A 17611-nucleotide genomic window follows, 5' to 3' on the forward strand; every position below is an offset into this window, starting at 1 on the left:
GGCGTGGTTCGGACCTATGTTCGAGCGACACGCTTCTCGGCGTCCGCCCAGGCCCGTTGCGCGGGAGTGAGCGCCCCCTGCCCGGATGCCGTGGGGCCACCGCGACGCCAGGCATGGCACAGCGCAATCGCCAGGGCGTCGGCCGCGTCGGCCGGCTGCGGAAGCGCGTCCAGTCGCAAGATGCGCGCGATCATGGTCTGCACCTGGCGCTTATCGGCGGCGCCGTAGCCGGTGACCGCGGCCTTCACCTCGCTCGGCGTATGGGTGGCGGCGGGCAACCCAGACTCGGCCGCGATCAGCAGCGCCACGCCACTGGCCTGGGCCGTCCCCATCACGGAGTGGGTGTTCTGCTGCGCGAAGACGCGCTCGACGGCGACCGCATCCGGGCGGTGCTCCGCGATCACCGCACGGATCCCGGCCGCGACGATGGCCAGACGATCACCGACCTCGGCATCCGGTGACGATCGGATCACTCCCACATGCACCAGCGTGCCGCGACGCGAAGGATCGACGTCGACGATGCCCACACCGCAACGCGTGAGGCCGGGGTCGATGCCGAGCACGCGCAGAGAGGAGGTCACTCCCCCAGGCTAGGTGGGCACACCGACACAGGCCGCCCGGCGCGCCTACGCGTCGTCGTTCTCGAGCTCGGCCTGGACCTCGGCCGACAGGTCGAAGTTGGTGAACACGTTCTGCACGTCTTCACTGTCTTCAAGGGCATCGATCAGGCGGAAGATCTTCCGTGCGGTGTCGGCGTCGATCTCGACCTTGAGGTTCGGAACGAACTCGACGTCCGCCGACTCGTAGTCGATCCCGGCTTCCTGCAGCGCGCTGCGCACGGCCACCAGGTCAGTCGCCTCAGTGATGACCTCGAAGCCCTCGGCATGAGGCTCGATCTCCTCGGCGCCCGCCTCGAGCGCCGCCATCATGACGTCGTCCTCGGTGGTGCCCTCGGAGCCGACGACGATGACGCCCTTGCGGCTGAAGTTGTAGGCGACGCTGCCGGGGTCGGCGAGCGTCCCACCGTTGCGGCTGAGCGCCGTGCGGACCTCAGCGGCCGCCCGGTTCTTGTTGTCGGTCAGACACTCGATCATGAGCGCGACGCCGTTGGGTCCGTAGCCCTCGTACATGATCGAGGTGTACTCGACGACCTCGCCGCCGATGCCGGCACCACGCTTCACTGCGCGGTCGATGTTGTCCTTGGGGACCGAGGTCTTCTTGGCCTTCTGCACCGCGTCGAAGAGTGTCGGGTTGCCGACGAGGTCTGGTCCGCCGAGCTTCGCCGCAACCTCGATGTTCTTGATCAGCTTGGCCCAGGACTTCGCACGCCGCGAGTCGATGATGGCCTTCTTGTGCTTCGTGGTCGCCCACTTGGAATGCCCGGACATAAGTCTCCGCTCGTCGTATCCGCCCCGGAGCGTGCCCAGGGCGTCGTCCATTCTATCGAAAAGCCGCGGTCGACCGAGCGGCGTCCACCGCGGCCGTCCGCGCAGCCGTCATTCGCGCGGGTCGCGGCCCTGCAACGTCACCGGGGCGGCACCGATCTGCAGCAACATGCGCGATTCATCGCCGCGCGCAACCCGCACATGCTCGGTGATGTAGCCCGCGATCTCGTCGCTCGGCTCACCCTGGGCACAGGTTCCGACCGCGGTGTTCGCCTGCCGGACGAGCGCCATCATCATCGGGACGCGCTGGAGGAGGCGATCGGCCTCCTCCGGCTTGTCGACCGCTTCGGCGATCGCCCGCTCGCCCTTCGTCTGGTAGTCGCAGGCGAGCACGTGGGCTGCACCGAACGCGGCCTGCTCCCGCAACGGGGCTGCCGGATCGTGCAGCGCGTAGTAGCGAGCCACCTCGTCACGGAGCCACGGCACCAGCGGCAGGAGAGAGTCCTGGGTCGCCTGATCGAGTTCTCCTCCCTGCAACACCGGCTCCATCGCCGCCACGACCGCGTCCATCCATCCGCGAAGGGCAGCGGTCCGCGCCTCGTCCTCGGCTGTCCCGCTGATCATCGTCGACGCGCGATCATACACATGCAGTCGCTGCAGGTTCATGTAGAGGTTGTTCAGGCCGATGAGTTGCCATTCACGTGCGCCGATCATGCGATCAACCCTACTGATCGCATGGGGCCCGCTCGCGTCCGGGCTCCTCGCGAACCGGCGTGAGCGCGCGACCTCTGGCGCGAGGCGACACCCGGGTGTAGGCCTGAGGCATGAACGAGATGGCTCCTGACGACAGGTCGCGTGCACTGGAAACCGCGCATCACGCCGCCCTCCGATTCCTGGACTCGGTCGCCGAGCGACCGGTGTGGCCCCGGGCTTCACTCGACGACATGCTGACAGCGTTCGGCGGCCCGCTCCCTGAGCACGGCATGGACCCCGCGACAGTGGTCGAGGAGATGGCCGTGCTCGCCGACCCCGGACTCGTCGCGATCCCCGGCGGCCGGTTCTTCGGCTTCGTGATCGGCGGCACGCATCCGGCAGCCCTGGCCGCCGACTGGCTCGTCTCGGCGTGGGATCAGAACTCTGGTTCGTCGACCCTCACACCCGCCACGGTCGCCATGGAACGCGTCGCCGGGCAGTGGATGCTCGACCTCTTCGGCCTCCCCGCGGCCGCCAGCGTCGGTTTCGTCACGGGCGGGCAGCTCGCCAACTTCACCTGCCTGGCCACCGCGCGACACGCGGTTCTCGCACGCGCGGGATGGGACATCGCCGAGCAGGGTTTCCAGGGTTCCCCCACGCTGCGGTTCGTCGTCGGGGCCGACCGGCACGGATCCATCGACCGTGCCGCACGCTTCCTGGGGATCGGACGAGCGGAATTGACGGTCATACCCTCCGACGAGCAAGGACGCATGAGTGCGGACGCGCTGGAGCAGGCTCTCACCGGCGGCGAGGGACCCCTCATCGTGTGTCTGCAGGCGGGTGAGGTGCACACCGGCGCTTTCGACGACTTCGCCGCGCTCATCCCGGTCGCACACCGGAACGGCGCGTGGGTGCACATCGACGGCGCGTTCGGGCTGTGGGCGGCGGCCTCCCCCGCACTGTGCCACCTCACCGCGGGCATGGCGGATGCCGACTCCTGGGCGACAGACGCCCACAAGACGCTGAACGTGCCCTACGACTGTGGCATGGCGATCGTGCGCGACCCGGCGGACTCCATCGCGGCGTTCCGCACCGGAGGCGACTATCTGATCTATTCAGGGCTCGACCCGTGGGATGTCACGCCCGAGCTCTCGCGACGCGCCCGCGGGGTTCCCGCGTGGGCCGCGCTGCGCAGTCTCGGACGATCGGGTATCGCCGAGCTGATGGATCGCCTGCATGCCCACGCCGTCGCCATGGCCGCGGGACTCCGGACGGTGGACTCGGTGGAAGTCATCAACGAGGTCGACTACACACAGGTGATGTTCCGCCTCGGCTCCGCCGAAGCGACGCGTGCGCTCGGCGCGGCGATCCTCGTCGAGGGGACGGCGGCCATGACGGGCGCCGAGTGGGAGGGCCGTGCGGCCCTGCGGTGCTCGATGTCGTCGTGGGCGACCACTTCGGACGACGTCGACCGCACCGTCGAGGCCATCCGCGCCCTGGTCGACGCAGGTTCACGCACCGAGTGACCGAGACCGTTGGTCCTGCCGCCGGCTGCTGCTAGCGTCGAGGAACCCGTGCCCCGGGGATATCGCGACGCTGCGAGCGAAGGGACCGTCACGATGAGCGCAGGCGCAGACCGCCTTCGACCGGAGTGGACCGCACTCCCCCTGGTGGTGCGCGCGCGCATCGTCGACGTGATCGGAGGACGATTCGTCCGCGACGACCCGGCGCAAAGCGGATTCAGTGCGTCCTACGCCGGTGTGGTCACCACCACCAAGGGGAAGGCCTTCGTGAAGGCGTGCGCGCGGGATTGGCACCCCGACTCGCTGCACTTCCTCCGTGCCGAGATGCAGGTGCTCAGGACACTGCCACCGACGATCGCCCCGGCGGTGCTCGGCGAGGTCGACGAGACGGTCGGCGCTGCGCTCGTGCTCGAGGCGATCGACGGGCACCACCCCGGCAGCCCCTGGTCGGTGGATGATCTGCATTCGATCGCCTCGACCCTCCGCATCCTCTCGTCGACGAAGGCGCCACTCGACCTGGGAGACGCGGCCGACAGCATGCTCCCCGACTTCACCCGATGGGAGCAGATCTCCCTCAATGAGCGGCTGCTCGCCGGTCTCCCGATCCTGGTCCGAGAGCGGATGAGTGATCTGCTGCGTATCGAACAGGACTTCCGCGCTGCGGTCGGCGGAGACGTCATCGCGCACGACGACGTGCGTGCCGACAACATCCTGATCAGCGACGGGCACGCACGATTCGTGGACTGGCCGCACGCCCGCCGCGGAGCCCCGTGGATCGATCTCCCTTTTCTGCTGCCGAGCGTCGAGGCCTCCGGCGGTCCCGCGTGCGAAGAGGCGTGGCCGCTGTTCGAAGAGCACGGAGCCCCGCCCGTTCACGACATGCTGCCGGTGATCTCGGGCTTCGCGTCTTATCTCTGGTTCGCACAGGCGCAACCCGAGATACCCCAGCTCCCCGGCCTCCGAGGGTTCCAGCGTGCGCAAGCCGGCCCCGCGCTGCGCTGGCTCGCAGCCCTGCTGCAGGTTCAGGAACGCGCGGCGTCGAGGTAAGTCAGAACGGCTCTCACTCGGCGGTTCTCCTCGACGGGTCCGAGGCCGAGCTTCGTGAAGATGTTGCCGATGTGTTTACTCACGGCCGCATCCGTCAGCGTGAGCGAAACGGCGATGTCGGAGTTCGACTGTCCATCGGCCATCAGGCCGAGCACCTCGCGCTCCCGCCCAGTGAGTGCGTCGAGCGGCCCCTGACGCGAACTGCTCAGGAGGTGCTGGACCACGTCCGGGTCGATGACGGTGCCACCCTCTGCGACCGTGTCGAGCGCGGTCGCGAAGTCGCGGACACGACTCACCCGATCCTTCAGCAGGTAGCCGATGCCGCCACCCGGAAGCGTGAGCAGTTCTCGCGCGTAGGTGTCCGCGATGTACTGGGAGAGCACCATGACCGGTTGCGCCGGGTGCAGGGCGCGGATGTCGAGCGCGGCGCGGAGTCCATCGTCCGTCTCGTCCGGCGGCATGCGCACGTCGGTCACGACGACGTCGGGTGCATCGCCGGCCGCGGCCAGGCGCTCGAACACCGCCCGCAGCTCGGGCGCCGACTGCGCGGTCGCGACGACGATGTGGCCGAGCCGCTCGAGCAGAGCCGTCAGGGCCTCGCGCAGCAGCGCGGAGTCTTCAGCGAGCAACAGACGCATCCGACACCGCCCATTCTTTTTGCAGCGGCATCGTCATACGGAGCGTCGTCGGCCCGCCGTCCGGGCTGTCGATCGTGAACCGACCACCGAGGGTGGCGGCGCGTTCGGTGAGTCCTCGCAGACCTGTTCCCTCATTCGCATCCGCTCCGCCCTGCCCGTCGTCTATGGCGAGCACGTCGAGGATGGCGTTCGTCACCCCGGCACGCACGGTCAGCCTGGTCGCGACGGTGTGCTTGGCCGCGTTGCTGATCGCCTCGGTCACGAAATAGTAGGCGGCCGTCTCCACCGGCGCCGGCAGCCTGCCGAGGTCCGGGATCTCCAGCCGGAGCGGGATCGGCGCCCGGTCGGCCAACTCGTCCAGGGCTGCCCGGAGCCCGTGGTCGGTGAGAACGGCAGGATGGATACCTCGCACGGTATCCCGCAGCGTCGCCATCGCGTGTTCCGCCTGTCCCTGGGCGACGTCGAGCGCACCGCGGACCGGGGCGGTGTCGGCACCCGTCGCGTCGAGGTCGTCGAGTTCGAGACTCACCATGCCGAGGCGCGCGGCGAGCGTCACGAGTTCCTGCTGGACGCCATCGTGCAGGTCGCGTTCGATGCGCCGCCGCTCCGCCTCGAAGGCTTCGACCAGCGCAGCGCGCGACTGCACGAGACGCTCCACGTTGCGCGTCATCTCGTGCTGTCGAGGACCGCAGAGCGAACGCAGCAATGTGGCCTGCCCGGCGGCGAGCACGGCGTTGGCGTAGGCGAACACGCACAGCGAGAGCGCGGCGATCGGGACGAGCAGCAACCAGGTATGAGGAGTCGCGACGATCCAGACGTCGCCGAAGAGGTTGAGCCGCGTGGGTCCACGCACCCCGGACACGGCGACGTAGACGAGGAGCACGAGCAGCAGGCCCTGGAAGAACACCAGGGCGAGCACGAGCCAGCCGACGACCAGATCGAGCAGCAGCGCGACCGTCTCCCTCCAGGTCGCTCCCTCGTTCATCCGCACGGACAGCCAGAGATGACGTTGGTCGCGCCGGAGGGGAACGTGACCGGACGGCTGAGCAGGAAAACCCAAGAGCCGGGTACGTCGCCGCTCGAGCGCGCCGATCACGATGCCCCACAGGGGCAGAAACAGCAACGTCAGGATGGTGATCGGCAGCAGCAGAAGACCGATCGCGACGCTCGCCGACAGGTATCCGAGAGCGCGCCATGGCCACGCGCCGAACAGGAACCGCCAGGGTGCGCGCATCATCGCGTGCCAGACGGTCGGCGCTCTCATGCCTCAACCCTACGGATCGCGGAGCCGGGCAGCGGGCGATCGAGCGAAGAGTAGAGCCAGCTCTACCACGACTGTCCACTCCGGTCTCTCGCCGCGCCTCTCGGTGCGCGCTCGAATGGAGGGGTGATCGAACCACTGATTCGCGCCGCGAACCTCGAGAAGACATTCCCCGGAACCGGTCGGAAGGAGCCGCGCGTCTCCGTCCTGCGCGGGATATCCCTCGATGTGCATCCCGGCGAGATGGTGAGCATCGTCGGTCCGAGCGGTTCCGGCAAGTCGACCCTGCTCTACTGCCTCTCGGGTCTCGAGCCCTACGACACCGGGAGCGTCCACCTCGCAGGTCGAGAGCTCTCGTCCCTTCGGCGCGGCGCGCTCGCCGCGCTGCGTCGCCGTCACGTCGGATTCGTGTTCCAGTCCTTCAACCTCATCCCCTCGCTGACGGCGCGGGAGAACATCGCGCTTCCCGCCCGGCTTGCGCGGCAGAGCGTGCAGCGCGCGGACGTTGACCGTGCGCTCGCCGACGTCGGCCTGACGGACCGTGGCGGGCATCGCCCCGGACAGCTCTCGGGCGGCCAACAGCAGCGGATCGCCATCGCCCGCGTGCTCGCCCTGCGGCCGGACATCGTGTTCGCGGATGAACCCACCGGATCGCTCGACACGGCCACGGGCGCCGACGTGCTCCGCCTGCTTCGCGCATCGGCCGGCGATGGCAGATCCGTCGTCATGGTCACCCATGACCTCGAGGCCGCCGCCCTCGCCGATCGCGTCCTCGTGCTCCGCGACGGGACGATCCATCGAGAACTGCGACACCCCACTCCGGAGCAGGTGCTCGAGGCGATCACTCTCGCCGGGGCTTCGGCATGATCGCCCTGATCGTCTCCGATCTGATGTTGCGGTGGCGCGTCTGGCTCGGAGTGCTCGCCGTGACCGTCACCTCCGGATTCGTCGGTGCGCACGCCGCCGGTCTGCTCGAGACCGGCACCTTCCACGGTGGCGCCGTGCAGGAGGGGCTCGCCAGCACCAGCTCCGCTGTGATCATGTTCGCGGCCATCACGGCGCTCATCGTGCTCGGTTCCACGGCGAATCTCACGATCGCCCTGCAGCTGCGCGATTACGCGCTGTGGCAGCTCGTCGGCGTCCGGCCCGCGCTGGTCGCCGTCATCGTTCTCACCCAGCTCGGCATCATCGGCATCATCGGCGCGCTCGTCGGCTGGCTCCTCGCGCTGCCGATGTTCCCGTCCCTCTTCGTCTGGGTGTTCCGGGAGTGGCCCGAGATGCAGGGCGTGAGCCTCCACCTCGGTATCGGCAGCGGCCTCATCGTGATCGCCGCAGTTGCGCTCACCGTGGTGCTCGGTGGACTGCGCAGTGCGCGGCGGGCCAGTCGGACCCCGGCCATCGAGGCACTTCGTGATGCAGAGCCCCCGCGGATCCGGATGGGATGGTTCCGCATCATCCTGACCGTGTGCGCTCTCGGAGGCACCACGGCGCTCGCGACGACCCTCGACGGCGATGCATCGATGTCCGCGTTCTCGGGGCAGGCCATCCTGCTCACACCCTTGATCGCGGCCGCCCTCGCCGCCGCAGGCCCGATCGTGTTCCCTCTCGTCCTCCGCGGCTGGACCGCGATGGTGCCGACGACCATCTCCGCGACGTGGTTCCTCGCCCGGAACTCCGCCCGGTACCGCCTGTCTCGGTCGAGCGCGGCGATCGGTCCCCTCGTGGTCGCGATCGCCCTCGCGGGAGGGCTCTACACGACGGGTGCGACACTGGCCGCGGCGGAAGCCGTGCGAAGCGGCAGCGACGCGGGATTCGACCTCGCCCCCGAGGGGGTCGTGATCCTCCTCGGCGGCCCCCTCCTCCTCGCGGGCGTGGCGGCCGCGGCGACCGTGTTCATGTCCGGTCATACCCGCGAGCGGGAATTCGCCCTCATCCAGGCCGTGGGCTCCACGTGCGGTGCGATCGTGCTCACCGCGATCTGGGAAGCTCTGGCCTATGCGGTCACTGCGGCCATGTTGGGGGTAGCCGCCACTGCGGTCGGAGGCCTCGTCGTCGCCGGAAAGCTCTCGCTGCCCGGCCCCGTCATCGCGTTCCCGACGATCGGGCTGATCGCCGGCGGTGGACTCGCCCTGCTCCTGGCCGCCACAGTCCTGCCGACGGTCACCGCTCTCCGCACCGAGATTCCTCGCACCCTCGCCGTGGAGTAGTCGCGGTCGCGATCCGGGCGCGGCCGCAGGGGCTGACGCGCTCGCATACTCGCGAAGGGCCGCGTAGTCGCGGCTCATCGCCGGGGCTGCGTTCGATGCCATCCGGACGTTGGTGTTCCTTGCTATGGTGGCCGCGTGCGATGGCTTGCGGACGAGGCGAGTGGTTCACGACGTGTTCCGCTCTCTCCGGGGTCACCCCGGGGTACGCAGTCTGACCTGGAACGAACGCCGCAGGCGCCTTACTGCGCTTCGCGCAGACCGGTGCCCGCACTGATGGACGAGTCGTACGCAGGCCATCGCACGCCCGGCGCCCGCTCCGCGGCTGCCCTCTGATGGCGCCCTCCACCGCATCACGCGTGCTGGGGCGCACGCCGCGACCGTTGCCGTCGTTGGTGGCCGCCTCTCTGGCCGACGCTTTCCTCGCCTCCGAGGTCTGGGCGAAGGAGCAGCTCGTCGAGGCCGGCGCGTATGTCATGGGAGCGCGTCGCCGTTGGCTCTCTCCGCTCGTCGGCGACGTGTTGACCTCCTTCGTCCGCCCGCCTGTCGATGCCCCGCGACTGCTGACGTCGGTGATCCTCCGTTCGCCCGATTTCGCAGAAGCGGTGCGCAAAGCCGACGAGCGCCGTTCGCCGCTGCGCATCCAGCACCGCGTAGTCGGTCCATCGGCGTCGCAGCCGCCCTCGGGCGCTCTTCCCCGCATCGACAGCATCCCGGATCTCGCCGCCATGCTCGATCTGGACGTCGGCCGGCTCCAGTGGTTCGCCGACACCAAACATTGGAATCGGCGCGCGCGCACAGGAGCCTTGCACCACTACCGGTACGAGTGGCGCACACGGCACGGGCGGATCCCCAGGTTGCTAGAGATCCCGGAGCAACGGATGCGCCGTGTGCAGCGCAGTCTCCTGGAACAGGTGCTCGGCCTCATAGCCGTGAACGATGCCGCCCACGGTTTCATGCCCGGTCGCAGCGCGGCCACTGGGGCCGCGCTCCACACGGAGGCCGACATCGTCATATCCCTCGACCTCACCACGTTCTTCGCCCGCGTGACGGGCGGTCGCATCTACGGAACGCTTCGGCAGTCGGGACTGTCCGAGCCGGTCGCGCACGTCGTGACCGGGCTGTGCAGCAACGCCGTTCCTCCGCGCGTGCTTGCTGCCATGCCACCGGGCGGATCATCCGACGAGCGGTTCGCCCTGCGTCGGGCTCTGGCCACGAGTCATCTGCCGCAGGGCGCTCCCTCCTCGCCGATGCTTGCCAACCTCGCCATCCGGCGCCTGGATTCACGGCTGACGGGATGGGCGGATGCCGTCGATGCGACCTACACGCGATACGCCGATGACCTCTCGTTCAGCGGCGGTCCGAGACTCGCGAAGCGACCTGATGCCTTCATCCGCGGTGTGCAGCGGATCATCGAGGACGAGGGGCATGTGGCCAACCCGCACAAAACGAGGGTCCGACGCCAGGGCGTCAGGCAGAGCGTGACCGGAATCGTCGTCAACCAGCGAACGAATGTCTCACGAGACGACTATGACCGGCTCAAGGCGACGATCCACAACTGCGTCGTGCACGGTCCGCGCAGTCAGAATCACCGCCGACTCGACGATTTCCGTGCACATCTGCTCGGCCGCATCTCGTGGGTCGAGAGCCTGAACCCCCAGCGAGGCGCGAAACTCCGTGCGGAGTTTCTGCGTATCCGTTGGTGACCGCTGCGATCGGGCGCGAGTGGCCAAGTGAGCCTACCGTCGGACGACCGGCACGGATGGCGCAGGATGGAGGTATGCGCAGATCACGACACATCGCTCCTGCCGCTCGCATGTCGGACGTCCACGACGACGCGCCGACCCCGGCCGATGTACTGCGGTATCTCGTCCACCTTCCGGATGACTATGACTCCGATCCGGGCAGGCTCTGGCCTCTGGTGCTGTTCCTGCACGGTGCGGGCGAACGAGGTTCCGACCTCGACCTCGCCGCGGTGCACGGCCCGCCGCGGCTGGCGGATGACGGGCACGAGTTCCCCTTCGTCCTCGTCACCCCGCAGTGCGGTGAGTCGAGTCAGTGGGTCGCGGAGCTCTCGACCTTGTCCGGGCTGGTCGACGAGGTCGTCTCGACGCACCGCGTCGATCCGGCCCGCATATCGGTGACCGGGCTCAGCATGGGCGGCTTCGGGACCTGGAGCCTGGCGGTGCGCTATCCCGAACGGTTCGCCGCTATCGCACCGATCTGCGGCGGGCTCTGGATGCAGAGTGCTGAGCCGATTCGTCACCTGCCCGTCTGGGCTTTCCACGGCGACGCCGACGATGTCGTGCCGATCTCCGCCACGGAGGAGATCACCACCGAACTCCGGTCGCTCGACGCCGACGTGCGGTTCACGCGCTATGCGGGGGTCGGCCACGATTCCTGGACCGAGACCTACGACAACCCCGAGCTGTACGACTGGCTGCTCTCGCACCGGCGCTAGCGCGCGTACGTCCCGGCACGGGCCCGGGCCTTGTCGAGGAAGCGCTCGTGGAAGCGCGTCTCGCCATCGACCTCCGGGTGGAAGCTCGTGCCGAGCAGGCTGCCCTGCTCGACGGCGACCACCGTGCCGTCCGTGAGCGATGCCAGGACGTCGACACCGGCGCCCACACGCTCGACCACGGGGGCGCGGATAAACGTCGCGCGCATCGGAGGCTCCCCCAGCGCGGGGACGTCGAGTTCCGTCTCGAACGACTCCGTCTGGCGTCCGAAGGCGTTGCGACGGACGTCGACGTCCATTCCGCCGAACGACTCCTGGCCGTCGATCCTGTCGAGCACCGTGTCGGCGAGCAGGATCAGTCCGGCGCACGTCCCGTAGACCGGGAGCCCTGCATCGATCGCGGTGCGGATCGGCTCCTGCATCCCGAAGATGCGCGAGAGCTTGTCGATCACACTCGACTCGCCGCCGGGGATCACGAGTCCGTCGACGGACAAGAGCTCTTCCGGTCGGCGCACCAGCACGACATCGGCGCCCAGGTGCGCGAGCAGGGCGGCGTGCTCGCGCACGTCGCCCTGCAGCGCGAGGACTCCGACGCGGGTGTTACCAGCCACGCTCGGCGAGACGGTGCGGCGCGGGGAGGTCGCTGACATTGATGCCCACCATCGCCTCGCCGAGACCGCGCGAGACCTCGGCGATCACCTTGGCGTCGTCGAAGAACGTGGTGGCCTTGACGATGGCCTTGGCGCGTTCGGCGGGGTTGCCCGACTTGAAGATACCCGAGCCGACGAACACGCCGTCTGCTCCGAGCTGCATCATCATCGCGGCGTCTGCGGGGGTCGCGACTCCGCCGGCCACGAAGAGCACGACGGGGAGCTTGCCGGTCTCGGCGATCTCGGCGACCAGCTCGTAGGGCGCCTGCAGCTCCTTGGCGGCGACGTACAGCTCGTCCTTGGGCAGCGCAGCGAGGGCCGCGATCTCTCCACGGATCTTGCGGATGTGCTTCATCGCCTCGGAGACGTCGCCGGTGCCGGCCTCGCCCTTGGAGCGGATCATCGCGGCGCCCTCGTTGATGCGGCGGAGTGCCTCGCCCAGATTGGTCGCACCGCACACGAACGGCACGGTGAACTCGTACTTGTCGATGTGGTTCACGTAGTCGGCTGGCGAGAGCACCTCGGACTCGTCGATGTAGTCGACGCCGAGCTCCTGCAGCACCTGGGCCTCGACGAAGTGCCCGATGCGCGCCTTCGCCATCACCGGGATCGAGACCGTATCGATGATGCTGTCGATCATGTCGGGGTCGCTCATGCGCGAGACCCCACCCTGTGCGCGGATGTCGGCCGGCACGCGCTCGAGCGCCATGACGGCCACGGCGCCCGCATCTTCGGCGATCTTCGCCTGCTCAGCGGTGACGACGTCCATGATGACACCGCCCTTGAGCATCTCGGCGAGGCCGCGCTTGACGCGCGAGGATCCGGTGGTTGTCTGCTCGGTCATGGGGAACTCCTGTCGGATGCACCGAAGTGGGTTTTGATCTAGATCAAACGTAGCACTGTCCGATTCGACCTAGAATCGCTGAGGAGGATCATGAGCGACCAGATCACAGGTACCACCGCGTCGGAGATCGCCGACAGCGTGCGTTCGCTGCGCGATCGCGGATCCCTGCAGCCCGGAAGTCTCCTCCCCCCGGTGCGAGAGCTGGCCGCCACCCTCGGCGTGAATCGCAACACCGCCGTGGCTGCGTACCGTCAGCTCGCTCAGGCCGGCCTGGTGGTCTCGCGCGGGCGAGCCGGCACCGTGGTCGCGGGCCTCGAAGCAGTGGCGCAGGAGGGTTACGCCCCCGACACGGTGCTCCGCGACATCGGCACCGGCAACCCGGACCCTCGCCTCATCCCCGACCCGGCACCCGCGCTCATGACCATCGCCTCGCGCCCCGTGCTCTACGGCGAGCCCGTGATCGATCGCGGACTCGAGGAATGGGCCCGGCAGTGGATCTCGGCCGACCTCGCCGATGTCGACTTCCGCATCACCATCACCAGCGGCGCCGTCGACGCGGTCGAGCGGCTTCTCGCGCAGGCGCTGATGCGCGACGATGCCGTGGCGCTCGAGGACCCGTGCTTCCTGGCGAGCATCCACACGGTGCGACTGGGCGGATACCGCGCCGTCCCGGTGCCTGTCGACGACGAGGGCATGACCGTCGACGGTTTGCGTGCGGCGCTGGACGCCGGCGTCCGCGCGATCATCTGCACCCCGCGCGCGCAGAACCCCACCGGAGCGAGCCTCACCGCGTCTCGAGCCGCCGAGCTCCGAGCCGTGCTGGCTGATCACCCGTACGTGCTGATCATCGAGGACGACCACTTCTCGATGCTGTCGCAGCGCCGGTACGAGTCACTCATCGGTGCGGACCACCGCCGATTCGCGCTCGTGCGCTCCGTGTCGAAGTTTCTCGGACCCGACATGTGCCTCGCGATCGCGGCGACCGATGCCGAGACGGCCGAACGGCTCGCGATGCGTCTGAGTCCCGGCACCACGTGGGTGAGCCACCTGCTGCAGCGTCTCGCGCTGACCCAGCTGACCGACGACGCCGTGATGACCGAGGTCGCCGCAGCGGCCGCCCACTACGCCGAGCGGAATGCCGCCTTCGCAGAGCGCCTGCGCGCCGGCGGGATCGATGCGACAGCATCCGACGGCATGAGCCTGTGGGTCGAGCTGCCGCAACCCGCGCGTCTCGTCGCCGATCGGCTGATGCGCCGCGGGTGGCTGGCCCGCACCGGCGACGACTTCGCGCTCGACGACCGCGCAGAACCGTCCCACCATCTGCGCCTGACCGTGCACGACCTGTCCGATGATGAGGCCGAGACCCTCGTCGCCGATCTCGTCGCGGCCGGGCGATGACCACCCTCGCGGGCACCCGCCTGCCCTGAACGAAAGAGCCGGAGAATGAAGATCCTCTCCATCCAGTCAGCCGTCGCCTACGGGCACGTCGGCAATTCCGCCGCGGTGTTCCCGCTGCAGCGCATCGGCGTCGAGGTGCTCCCGGTCTACACCGTGAACTTCTCCAACCACACCGGCTACGGCGCCTGGCGTGGGCCGATGATCGCTCCGGACGACGTCCGCGAGGTCATCACCGGCATCGAAGAGCGCGGCGTCTTCGGTCAGATCGACGCGATCCTCAGCGGCTACCAGGGCGGCGAAGGCATCGGCGACGTGATCATCGACGCGGTCGCCCGCGTGAAGTCCGCGAACCCGAGCGCCGTCTACGCCTGCGACCCGGTCATGGGCAACGCCAAGTCGGGGTGCTTCGTGGCCCCGGCGATCCCGGTTCTGCTGCGAGAGCGCGTCGTCCCGGTCGCCGACATCATCACGCCGAACCAGTTCGAGCTCGGCTTCCTCACCGACACCGAGCCGGACACGCTCGAGTCCACCCTCGCTTCGGTCGACCTCGCCCACGCGATGGGTCCGCGCACCGTGCTGGTGACGAGCGTCGAGCGCCCTGACCGCGAAGAGGGCACCATCGAGATGCTCGCCGCCGACGAGCAGGGTGCGTGGCTGGTGCAGACCCCGCACCTGCCGATGAAGGCGAACGGCTCGGGCGATGTGACAGCGGCACTGTTCACCGCGCACTACGTCGAGACCCGTAGCGCGAAGATCGCTCTGGAGCGCACGGCGTCAAGTGTCTACGACCTGTTGAAGGCCACACTCGAGTCCGGTGAGCGCGAGTTGCAGCTCGTCGAGGCGCAGGAGTTCTACGCGAACCCGCAGATGCAGTTCACCGCCCGTCAGGTGCGCTGAGCTACTGCGAAGCGGGCTCCGACGTCGGCCAGGCCTGCGCCACGGCCTCGCGCACCTCGCCGAGGAGCTGCGGGAGCGCCTTGGTCTTCGCGATGATCGGGAAGAAGTTGGCGTCCGACGTCCACCGCGGCACCACGTGCTGGTGCAGGTGGGCGTCGACGCCGGCGCCCGCCACGGCGCCCTGGTTCATGCCCAGGTTGAAGCCGTCGCAGCGTGACACCTCTCGCAGCACCCGCATCGCGGTCTGCGTGAGGGCGCCGATCTCAGCGACCTCCTCGGGCGTCGCCTGGTCGTACGTGGCGATGTGGCGGTACGGGCAGACGAGCAGGTGCCCGGAGTTGTACGGGAAGAGGTTCAGCAGCACGTAGGCCGTCTCCCCCCGCGCCACGACCAGCCGCTCCTCGTCCGGGAACTTCGGCGCCTCGCAGAACGGGCACTCCTCACGCAGCGGCTCAGGCCCGGCCTGGATGTACGCCATCCGGTGCGGGGTCCACAGCCGCTGGAACTCGTCCGGAACCCCGGCGAGGAGTCCGGCATCCTCCAGCGGCTGCGCCCCCTCGGTCACGCCAGGTCCCCTGCTGTCTGCACGAGGCCGTGGCTGTCGATGACGGCGCGGATGCGGGCCACTGCGTCCGCGATCGGCACACCGTTCTCCTGCGTACCGTCGCGATAGCGGAACGAGACGGTGCCCGCGTCGCGGTCCTTCTCCCCCGCGATCAGCAGCAGCGGGACCTTGCCGGTCGTGTGGGTGCGGATCTTCTTCTGCATCCGGTCGTCCGACGTGTCGAGCTCGGCACGCACGCCCTGGGCGCGCAGCGTGTCGATGACGTCGCCCAGGTAGTCGGCGAAGTCGTCGGCGACCGGGATGCCCACGACCTGCAGGGGAGACAGCCATACCGGGAAGTCGCCGGCGTAGTGCTCGAGCAGGATCGCGAAGAACCGCTCGATCGAGCCGAACAGCGCGCGGTGGATCATGATCGGGCGCTTCTTCTGCCCGTCCTTGTCCATGAACTCGAGGTCGAAGCGCTCCGGCAGGTTCGGGTCGACCTGCACGGTGGAGAGCTGCCAGGTGCGACCGATCGCGTCACGCGTCTTCAGGTCGATCTTCGGGCCGTAGAACGCGGCCTCGCCGGGGACCTCGGTGAGCTTCAGGCCCGAGGCGACCGCGACGCGACGAAGGGCGTCGGTCGACGACTCCCAGAACTCGTCCGAGCCGATCCACTTCGACTTCTCGTCGTCCTTCATCGAGAGCTCGAGCTCGAAATCGGTCAGACCGAAGTCGCGCAGCATCGACAGGATGAACTCGAGGACCTTGCTGACCTCGGCCTCGAGCTGATCGGGCGTCACGAACAGGTGCGAGTCGTCCTGAGTGAAGCCGCGCACGCGGGTGAGACCGTGCAGCGCACCGGAGAGCTCGTTGCGATAGACCGTGCCGTTCTCGGCGAACCGCAGCGGCAGGTCACGGTAGCTGCGCGCACGTTCCTTGTAGATGAGGATGTGCATCGGGCAGTTCATGGGCTTCAGGTAGTAGTCCTGGCCCTGCTTGGTGATGTTGCCCTCGTCGTCGCGCTCCTCGTCCATGACGATCGGGGGGAACATCCCCTCCTTGTACGTGACGAGGTGGTTCGAGGTGAGGAAGAGGTCTTCCTTCGAGATGTGCGGCGTGTACACGTAGGTGTAGCCGCCCTCGATGTGGCGCTTGCGGGCGTGCTGCTCCATCTCGCCGCGGATCACGCCGCCGCGCGGGTGCCAGACCGAGAGCCCGGAGCCGATCTCCTCGGGGAACGAGAACAGGTCGAGTTCCTTGCCCAGGCGCCGGTGGTCGCGCTTGGCAGCTTCTTCGAGGCGGTGCTGGTAGGCGCGCAGCTCGTCCTTGGTCGGCCATGCCGTGCCGTAGATGCGCTGCAGCTGCGGGTTCTTCTCGCTGCCGCGCCAGTAGGCCGCAGCGATGCGGGTGAGGTCCCAGCCGTTGCCGATCATGCGCGTGTTGGGCAGGTGCGGCCCGCGGCAGAGGTCCTTCCAGACGACCTCGCCGTCACGGGTGGTGTTGTCGTAGATCGTCAGCTCGCCTTCGCCGACCTCGACGGAGGCGCCCTCGGCGGCTTCCTTCCCACCCTTGAGCCCGATGAGCTCGAGCTTGAACGGCTCGTCCGCGAGCTCGGCGCGTGCCTCGTCGTCGGTCACGACACGGCGGACGAAGCGCTGGCCCTCACGGACGATGCGCTGCATCTCTTTGGTGATGGCCTTGATGTCTTCGGGCGTGAAGGGTGTCTCGACGCCGAAGTCGTAGTAGAACCCGTCGGTGATGGGCGGGCCGATGCCGAGGTTCGCCTGCGGGTTGATACGCTGCACCGCCTGCGCCAGCACGTGCGCGGCCGAGTGACGGAGGATGTTCAGCCCGTCCTGGCTGTCGATCGTGACCGGCTCGACCTCGTCGGTATCGGTCACCGTCGTGGCGAGATCCTTGAGATCGCCGTTGACGCGCATCGCGACGACGTTTCGGTCAGTGAACAGGGCGAAGCCATCGTGCGGCCGGGCGTTTTCAGGCACAGAAACTCTCCATCTGGGTCGGTGTCCAGGTTACTCGCATGATCACGGGGTCCTGACCGCTTC

Annotated in this window: 17 protein-coding genes; 8 read left to right on the plus strand and 9 right to left on the minus strand. The window is 68.5% G+C overall.

The genetic code is table 11. The features are described 5' to 3' along the window. Positions 1 to 14: 14 nt before the first annotated feature. The 3 genes from ruvC to BQ2383_RS16730 all read right to left on the minus strand — a co-directional run bounded on the left by ruvC (position 15) and on the right by BQ2383_RS16730 (position 2099). Positions 15 to 581: a crossover junction endodeoxyribonuclease RuvC gene (ruvC, locus tag BQ2383_RS16720; RefSeq protein ID WP_091036516.1), complete on the minus strand. Its 567-nt coding sequence runs from the start codon at positions 579 to 581 to the stop codon at positions 15 to 17. A gap of 45 nt (positions 582 to 626) precedes the next feature. Continuing rightward, on the minus strand, positions 627 to 1388 hold the full coding sequence (locus BQ2383_RS16725; RefSeq protein ID WP_091037620.1) for a YebC/PmpR family DNA-binding transcriptional regulator: 762 nt from the start codon (positions 1386 to 1388) through the stop codon (positions 627 to 629). A 108-nt stretch (positions 1389 to 1496) separates the two neighbouring features. Beyond that, on the minus strand, positions 1497 to 2099 hold the full coding sequence (locus tag BQ2383_RS16730; protein WP_091036518.1) for a hypothetical protein: 603 nt from the start codon (positions 2097 to 2099) through the stop codon (positions 1497 to 1499). A 110-nt stretch (positions 2100 to 2209) separates the two neighbouring features. On the opposite strand from BQ2383_RS16730, the gene BQ2383_RS16735 reads away from it, so the two are divergent. Then, a complete protein-coding gene (locus BQ2383_RS16735) occupies positions 2210 to 3604 on the plus strand; it encodes a pyridoxal phosphate-dependent decarboxylase family protein (protein WP_347876384.1) in 1395 nt (464 codons plus the stop codon). A 93-nt stretch (positions 3605 to 3697) separates the two neighbouring features. Next, on the plus strand, positions 3698 to 4648 hold the full coding sequence (locus BQ2383_RS16740) for an aminoglycoside phosphotransferase family protein (protein ID WP_091037627.1): 951 nt from the start codon (positions 3698 to 3700) through the stop codon (positions 4646 to 4648). Here BQ2383_RS16740 and BQ2383_RS16745 read toward each other — a convergent pair. Both BQ2383_RS16745 and BQ2383_RS16750 read right to left on the minus strand, forming a co-directional pair. Then, a complete protein-coding gene (locus tag BQ2383_RS16745) occupies positions 4624 to 5286 on the minus strand; it encodes a response regulator transcription factor (protein WP_091036521.1) in 663 nt (220 codons plus the stop codon). The two genes, BQ2383_RS16740 and BQ2383_RS16745, sit on opposite strands and share 25 nt — an antisense overlap. After that, positions 5267 to 6550 (minus strand): sensor histidine kinase, encoded by a 1284-nt coding sequence (locus tag BQ2383_RS16750; RefSeq protein WP_091036523.1) that lies wholly within the window; start codon positions 6548 to 6550, stop codon positions 5267 to 5269. The genes BQ2383_RS16745 and BQ2383_RS16750 overlap by 20 nt, the downstream gene beginning before the upstream one ends. Positions 6551 to 6673: 123 nt before the next feature. Here BQ2383_RS16750 and BQ2383_RS16755 point away from each other — a divergent pair, with 123 nt between their 5' ends. From BQ2383_RS16755 to BQ2383_RS16770, 4 genes are all read left to right on the plus strand, one after another. Then, positions 6674 to 7414 carry an ABC transporter ATP-binding protein gene (locus BQ2383_RS16755; protein WP_244176036.1) on the plus strand — a complete coding sequence of 247 codons (741 nt, stop codon included), beginning with the start codon at positions 6674 to 6676 and terminating at the stop codon, positions 7412 to 7414. Continuing rightward, positions 7411 to 8754 carry an FtsX-like permease family protein gene (locus BQ2383_RS16760; protein WP_091036527.1) on the plus strand — a complete coding sequence of 448 codons (1344 nt, stop codon included), beginning with the start codon at positions 7411 to 7413 and terminating at the stop codon, positions 8752 to 8754. The genes BQ2383_RS16755 and BQ2383_RS16760 overlap by 4 nt, the downstream gene beginning before the upstream one ends. Positions 8755 to 9086: 332 nt before the next feature. Then, the gene (locus tag BQ2383_RS16765; protein ID WP_091036531.1) at positions 9087 to 10457 is read left to right on the plus strand and encodes a reverse transcriptase family protein; all 1371 of its coding nucleotides are present in this window, start codon (positions 9087 to 9089) and stop codon (positions 10455 to 10457) included. 74 nt (positions 10458 to 10531) lie between these two features. Continuing rightward, positions 10532 to 11212, plus strand: a complete 681-nt coding sequence (locus BQ2383_RS16770) for an alpha/beta fold hydrolase (protein ID WP_091036534.1) — start codon at positions 10532 to 10534, stop codon at positions 11210 to 11212. On the opposite strand, the gene pdxT is transcribed toward BQ2383_RS16770, so the two are convergent. Next, positions 11209 to 11859, minus strand: coding sequence for a pyridoxal 5'-phosphate synthase glutaminase subunit PdxT (pdxT, locus tag BQ2383_RS16775; protein WP_091036537.1), 651 nt, complete (start codon positions 11857 to 11859; stop codon positions 11209 to 11211). The two genes, BQ2383_RS16770 and pdxT, sit on opposite strands and share 4 nt — an antisense overlap. After that, complete coding sequence (gene pdxS, locus BQ2383_RS16780) at positions 11810 to 12703, minus strand: pyridoxal 5'-phosphate synthase lyase subunit PdxS (RefSeq protein WP_091036539.1); 894 nt, start codon at positions 12701 to 12703, stop codon at positions 11810 to 11812. The genes pdxT and pdxS overlap by 50 nt, the downstream gene beginning before the upstream one ends. A gap of 90 nt (positions 12704 to 12793) precedes the next feature. Here pdxS and BQ2383_RS16785 point away from each other — a divergent pair, with 90 nt between their 5' ends. Together BQ2383_RS16785 and pdxY are read left to right on the plus strand one after the other, a co-directional pair. Beyond that, positions 12794 to 14101 (plus strand): aminotransferase class I/II-fold pyridoxal phosphate-dependent enzyme, encoded by a 1308-nt coding sequence (locus BQ2383_RS16785; RefSeq protein ID WP_205829292.1) that lies wholly within the window; start codon positions 12794 to 12796, stop codon positions 14099 to 14101. Between the two features lie 45 nt (positions 14102 to 14146). Then, complete coding sequence (pdxY, locus tag BQ2383_RS16790; protein WP_091036546.1) at positions 14147 to 14998, plus strand: pyridoxal kinase PdxY; 852 nt, start codon at positions 14147 to 14149, stop codon at positions 14996 to 14998. A 1-nt stretch (position 14999) separates the two neighbouring features. Here pdxY and BQ2383_RS16795 read toward each other — a convergent pair whose 3' ends face one another. Then, entirely contained in the window at positions 15000 to 15563 is a 564-nt protein-coding gene (locus tag BQ2383_RS16795) for an HIT family protein (protein WP_091036548.1), read from the minus strand. After that, positions 15560 to 17485, minus strand: coding sequence for a threonine--tRNA ligase (gene thrS / locus BQ2383_RS16800; RefSeq protein WP_244176059.1), 1926 nt, complete (start codon positions 17483 to 17485; stop codon positions 15560 to 15562). The genes BQ2383_RS16795 and thrS overlap by 4 nt, the downstream gene beginning before the upstream one ends. Between the last annotated feature and the right edge of the window lie 126 nt (positions 17486 to 17611).

Source organism: Microbacterium oxydans (assembly GCF_900095745.1).
GTDB lineage: Bacteria > Actinomycetota > Actinomycetes > Actinomycetales > Microbacteriaceae > Microbacterium > Microbacterium oxydans_B.

What these genes read in the sequence shown, in the direction of transcription:
- BQ2383_RS16745 (WP_091036521.1), bottom strand. Translation starts at nt 5,286, where the DNA reads ATGCGTCTGTTGCTCGCTGAAGACTCCGCGCTGCTGCGCGAGGCCCTG.
- BQ2383_RS16730 (WP_091036518.1), bottom strand. Translation starts at nt 2,099, where the DNA reads ATGATCGGCGCACGTGAATGGCAACTCATCGGCCTGAACAACCTCTAC.
- pdxY (WP_091036546.1), top strand. Translation starts at nt 14,147, where the DNA reads ATGAAGATCCTCTCCATCCAGTCAGCCGTCGCCTACGGGCACGTCGGC.
- BQ2383_RS16740 (WP_091037627.1), top strand. Translation starts at nt 3,698, where the DNA reads ATGAGCGCAGGCGCAGACCGCCTTCGACCGGAGTGGACCGCACTCCCC.
- thrS (WP_244176059.1), bottom strand. Translation starts at nt 17,485, where the DNA reads ATGCGCGTCAACGGCGATCTCAAGGATCTCGCCACGACGGTGACCGAT.
- BQ2383_RS16785 (WP_205829292.1), top strand. Translation starts at nt 12,794, where the DNA reads ATGAGCGACCAGATCACAGGTACCACCGCGTCGGAGATCGCCGACAGC.
- BQ2383_RS16750 (WP_091036523.1), bottom strand. Translation starts at nt 6,550, where the DNA reads ATGAGAGCGCCGACCGTCTGGCACGCGATGATGCGCGCACCCTGGCGG.
- BQ2383_RS16760 (WP_091036527.1), top strand. Translation starts at nt 7,411, where the DNA reads ATGATCGCCCTGATCGTCTCCGATCTGATGTTGCGGTGGCGCGTCTGG.
- BQ2383_RS16770 (WP_091036534.1), top strand. Translation starts at nt 10,532, where the DNA reads ATGCGCAGATCACGACACATCGCTCCTGCCGCTCGCATGTCGGACGTC.
- BQ2383_RS16725 (WP_091037620.1), bottom strand. Translation starts at nt 1,388, where the DNA reads ATGTCCGGGCATTCCAAGTGGGCGACCACGAAGCACAAGAAGGCCATC.
- pdxS (WP_091036539.1), bottom strand. Translation starts at nt 12,703, where the DNA reads ATGACCGAGCAGACAACCACCGGATCCTCGCGCGTCAAGCGCGGCCTC.
- BQ2383_RS16765 (WP_091036531.1), top strand. Translation starts at nt 9,087, where the DNA reads ATGGCGCCCTCCACCGCATCACGCGTGCTGGGGCGCACGCCGCGACCG.
- BQ2383_RS16735 (WP_347876384.1), top strand. Translation starts at nt 2,210, where the DNA reads ATGAACGAGATGGCTCCTGACGACAGGTCGCGTGCACTGGAAACCGCG.
- pdxT (WP_091036537.1), bottom strand. Translation starts at nt 11,859, where the DNA reads ATGTCAGCGACCTCCCCGCGCCGCACCGTCTCGCCGAGCGTGGCTGGT.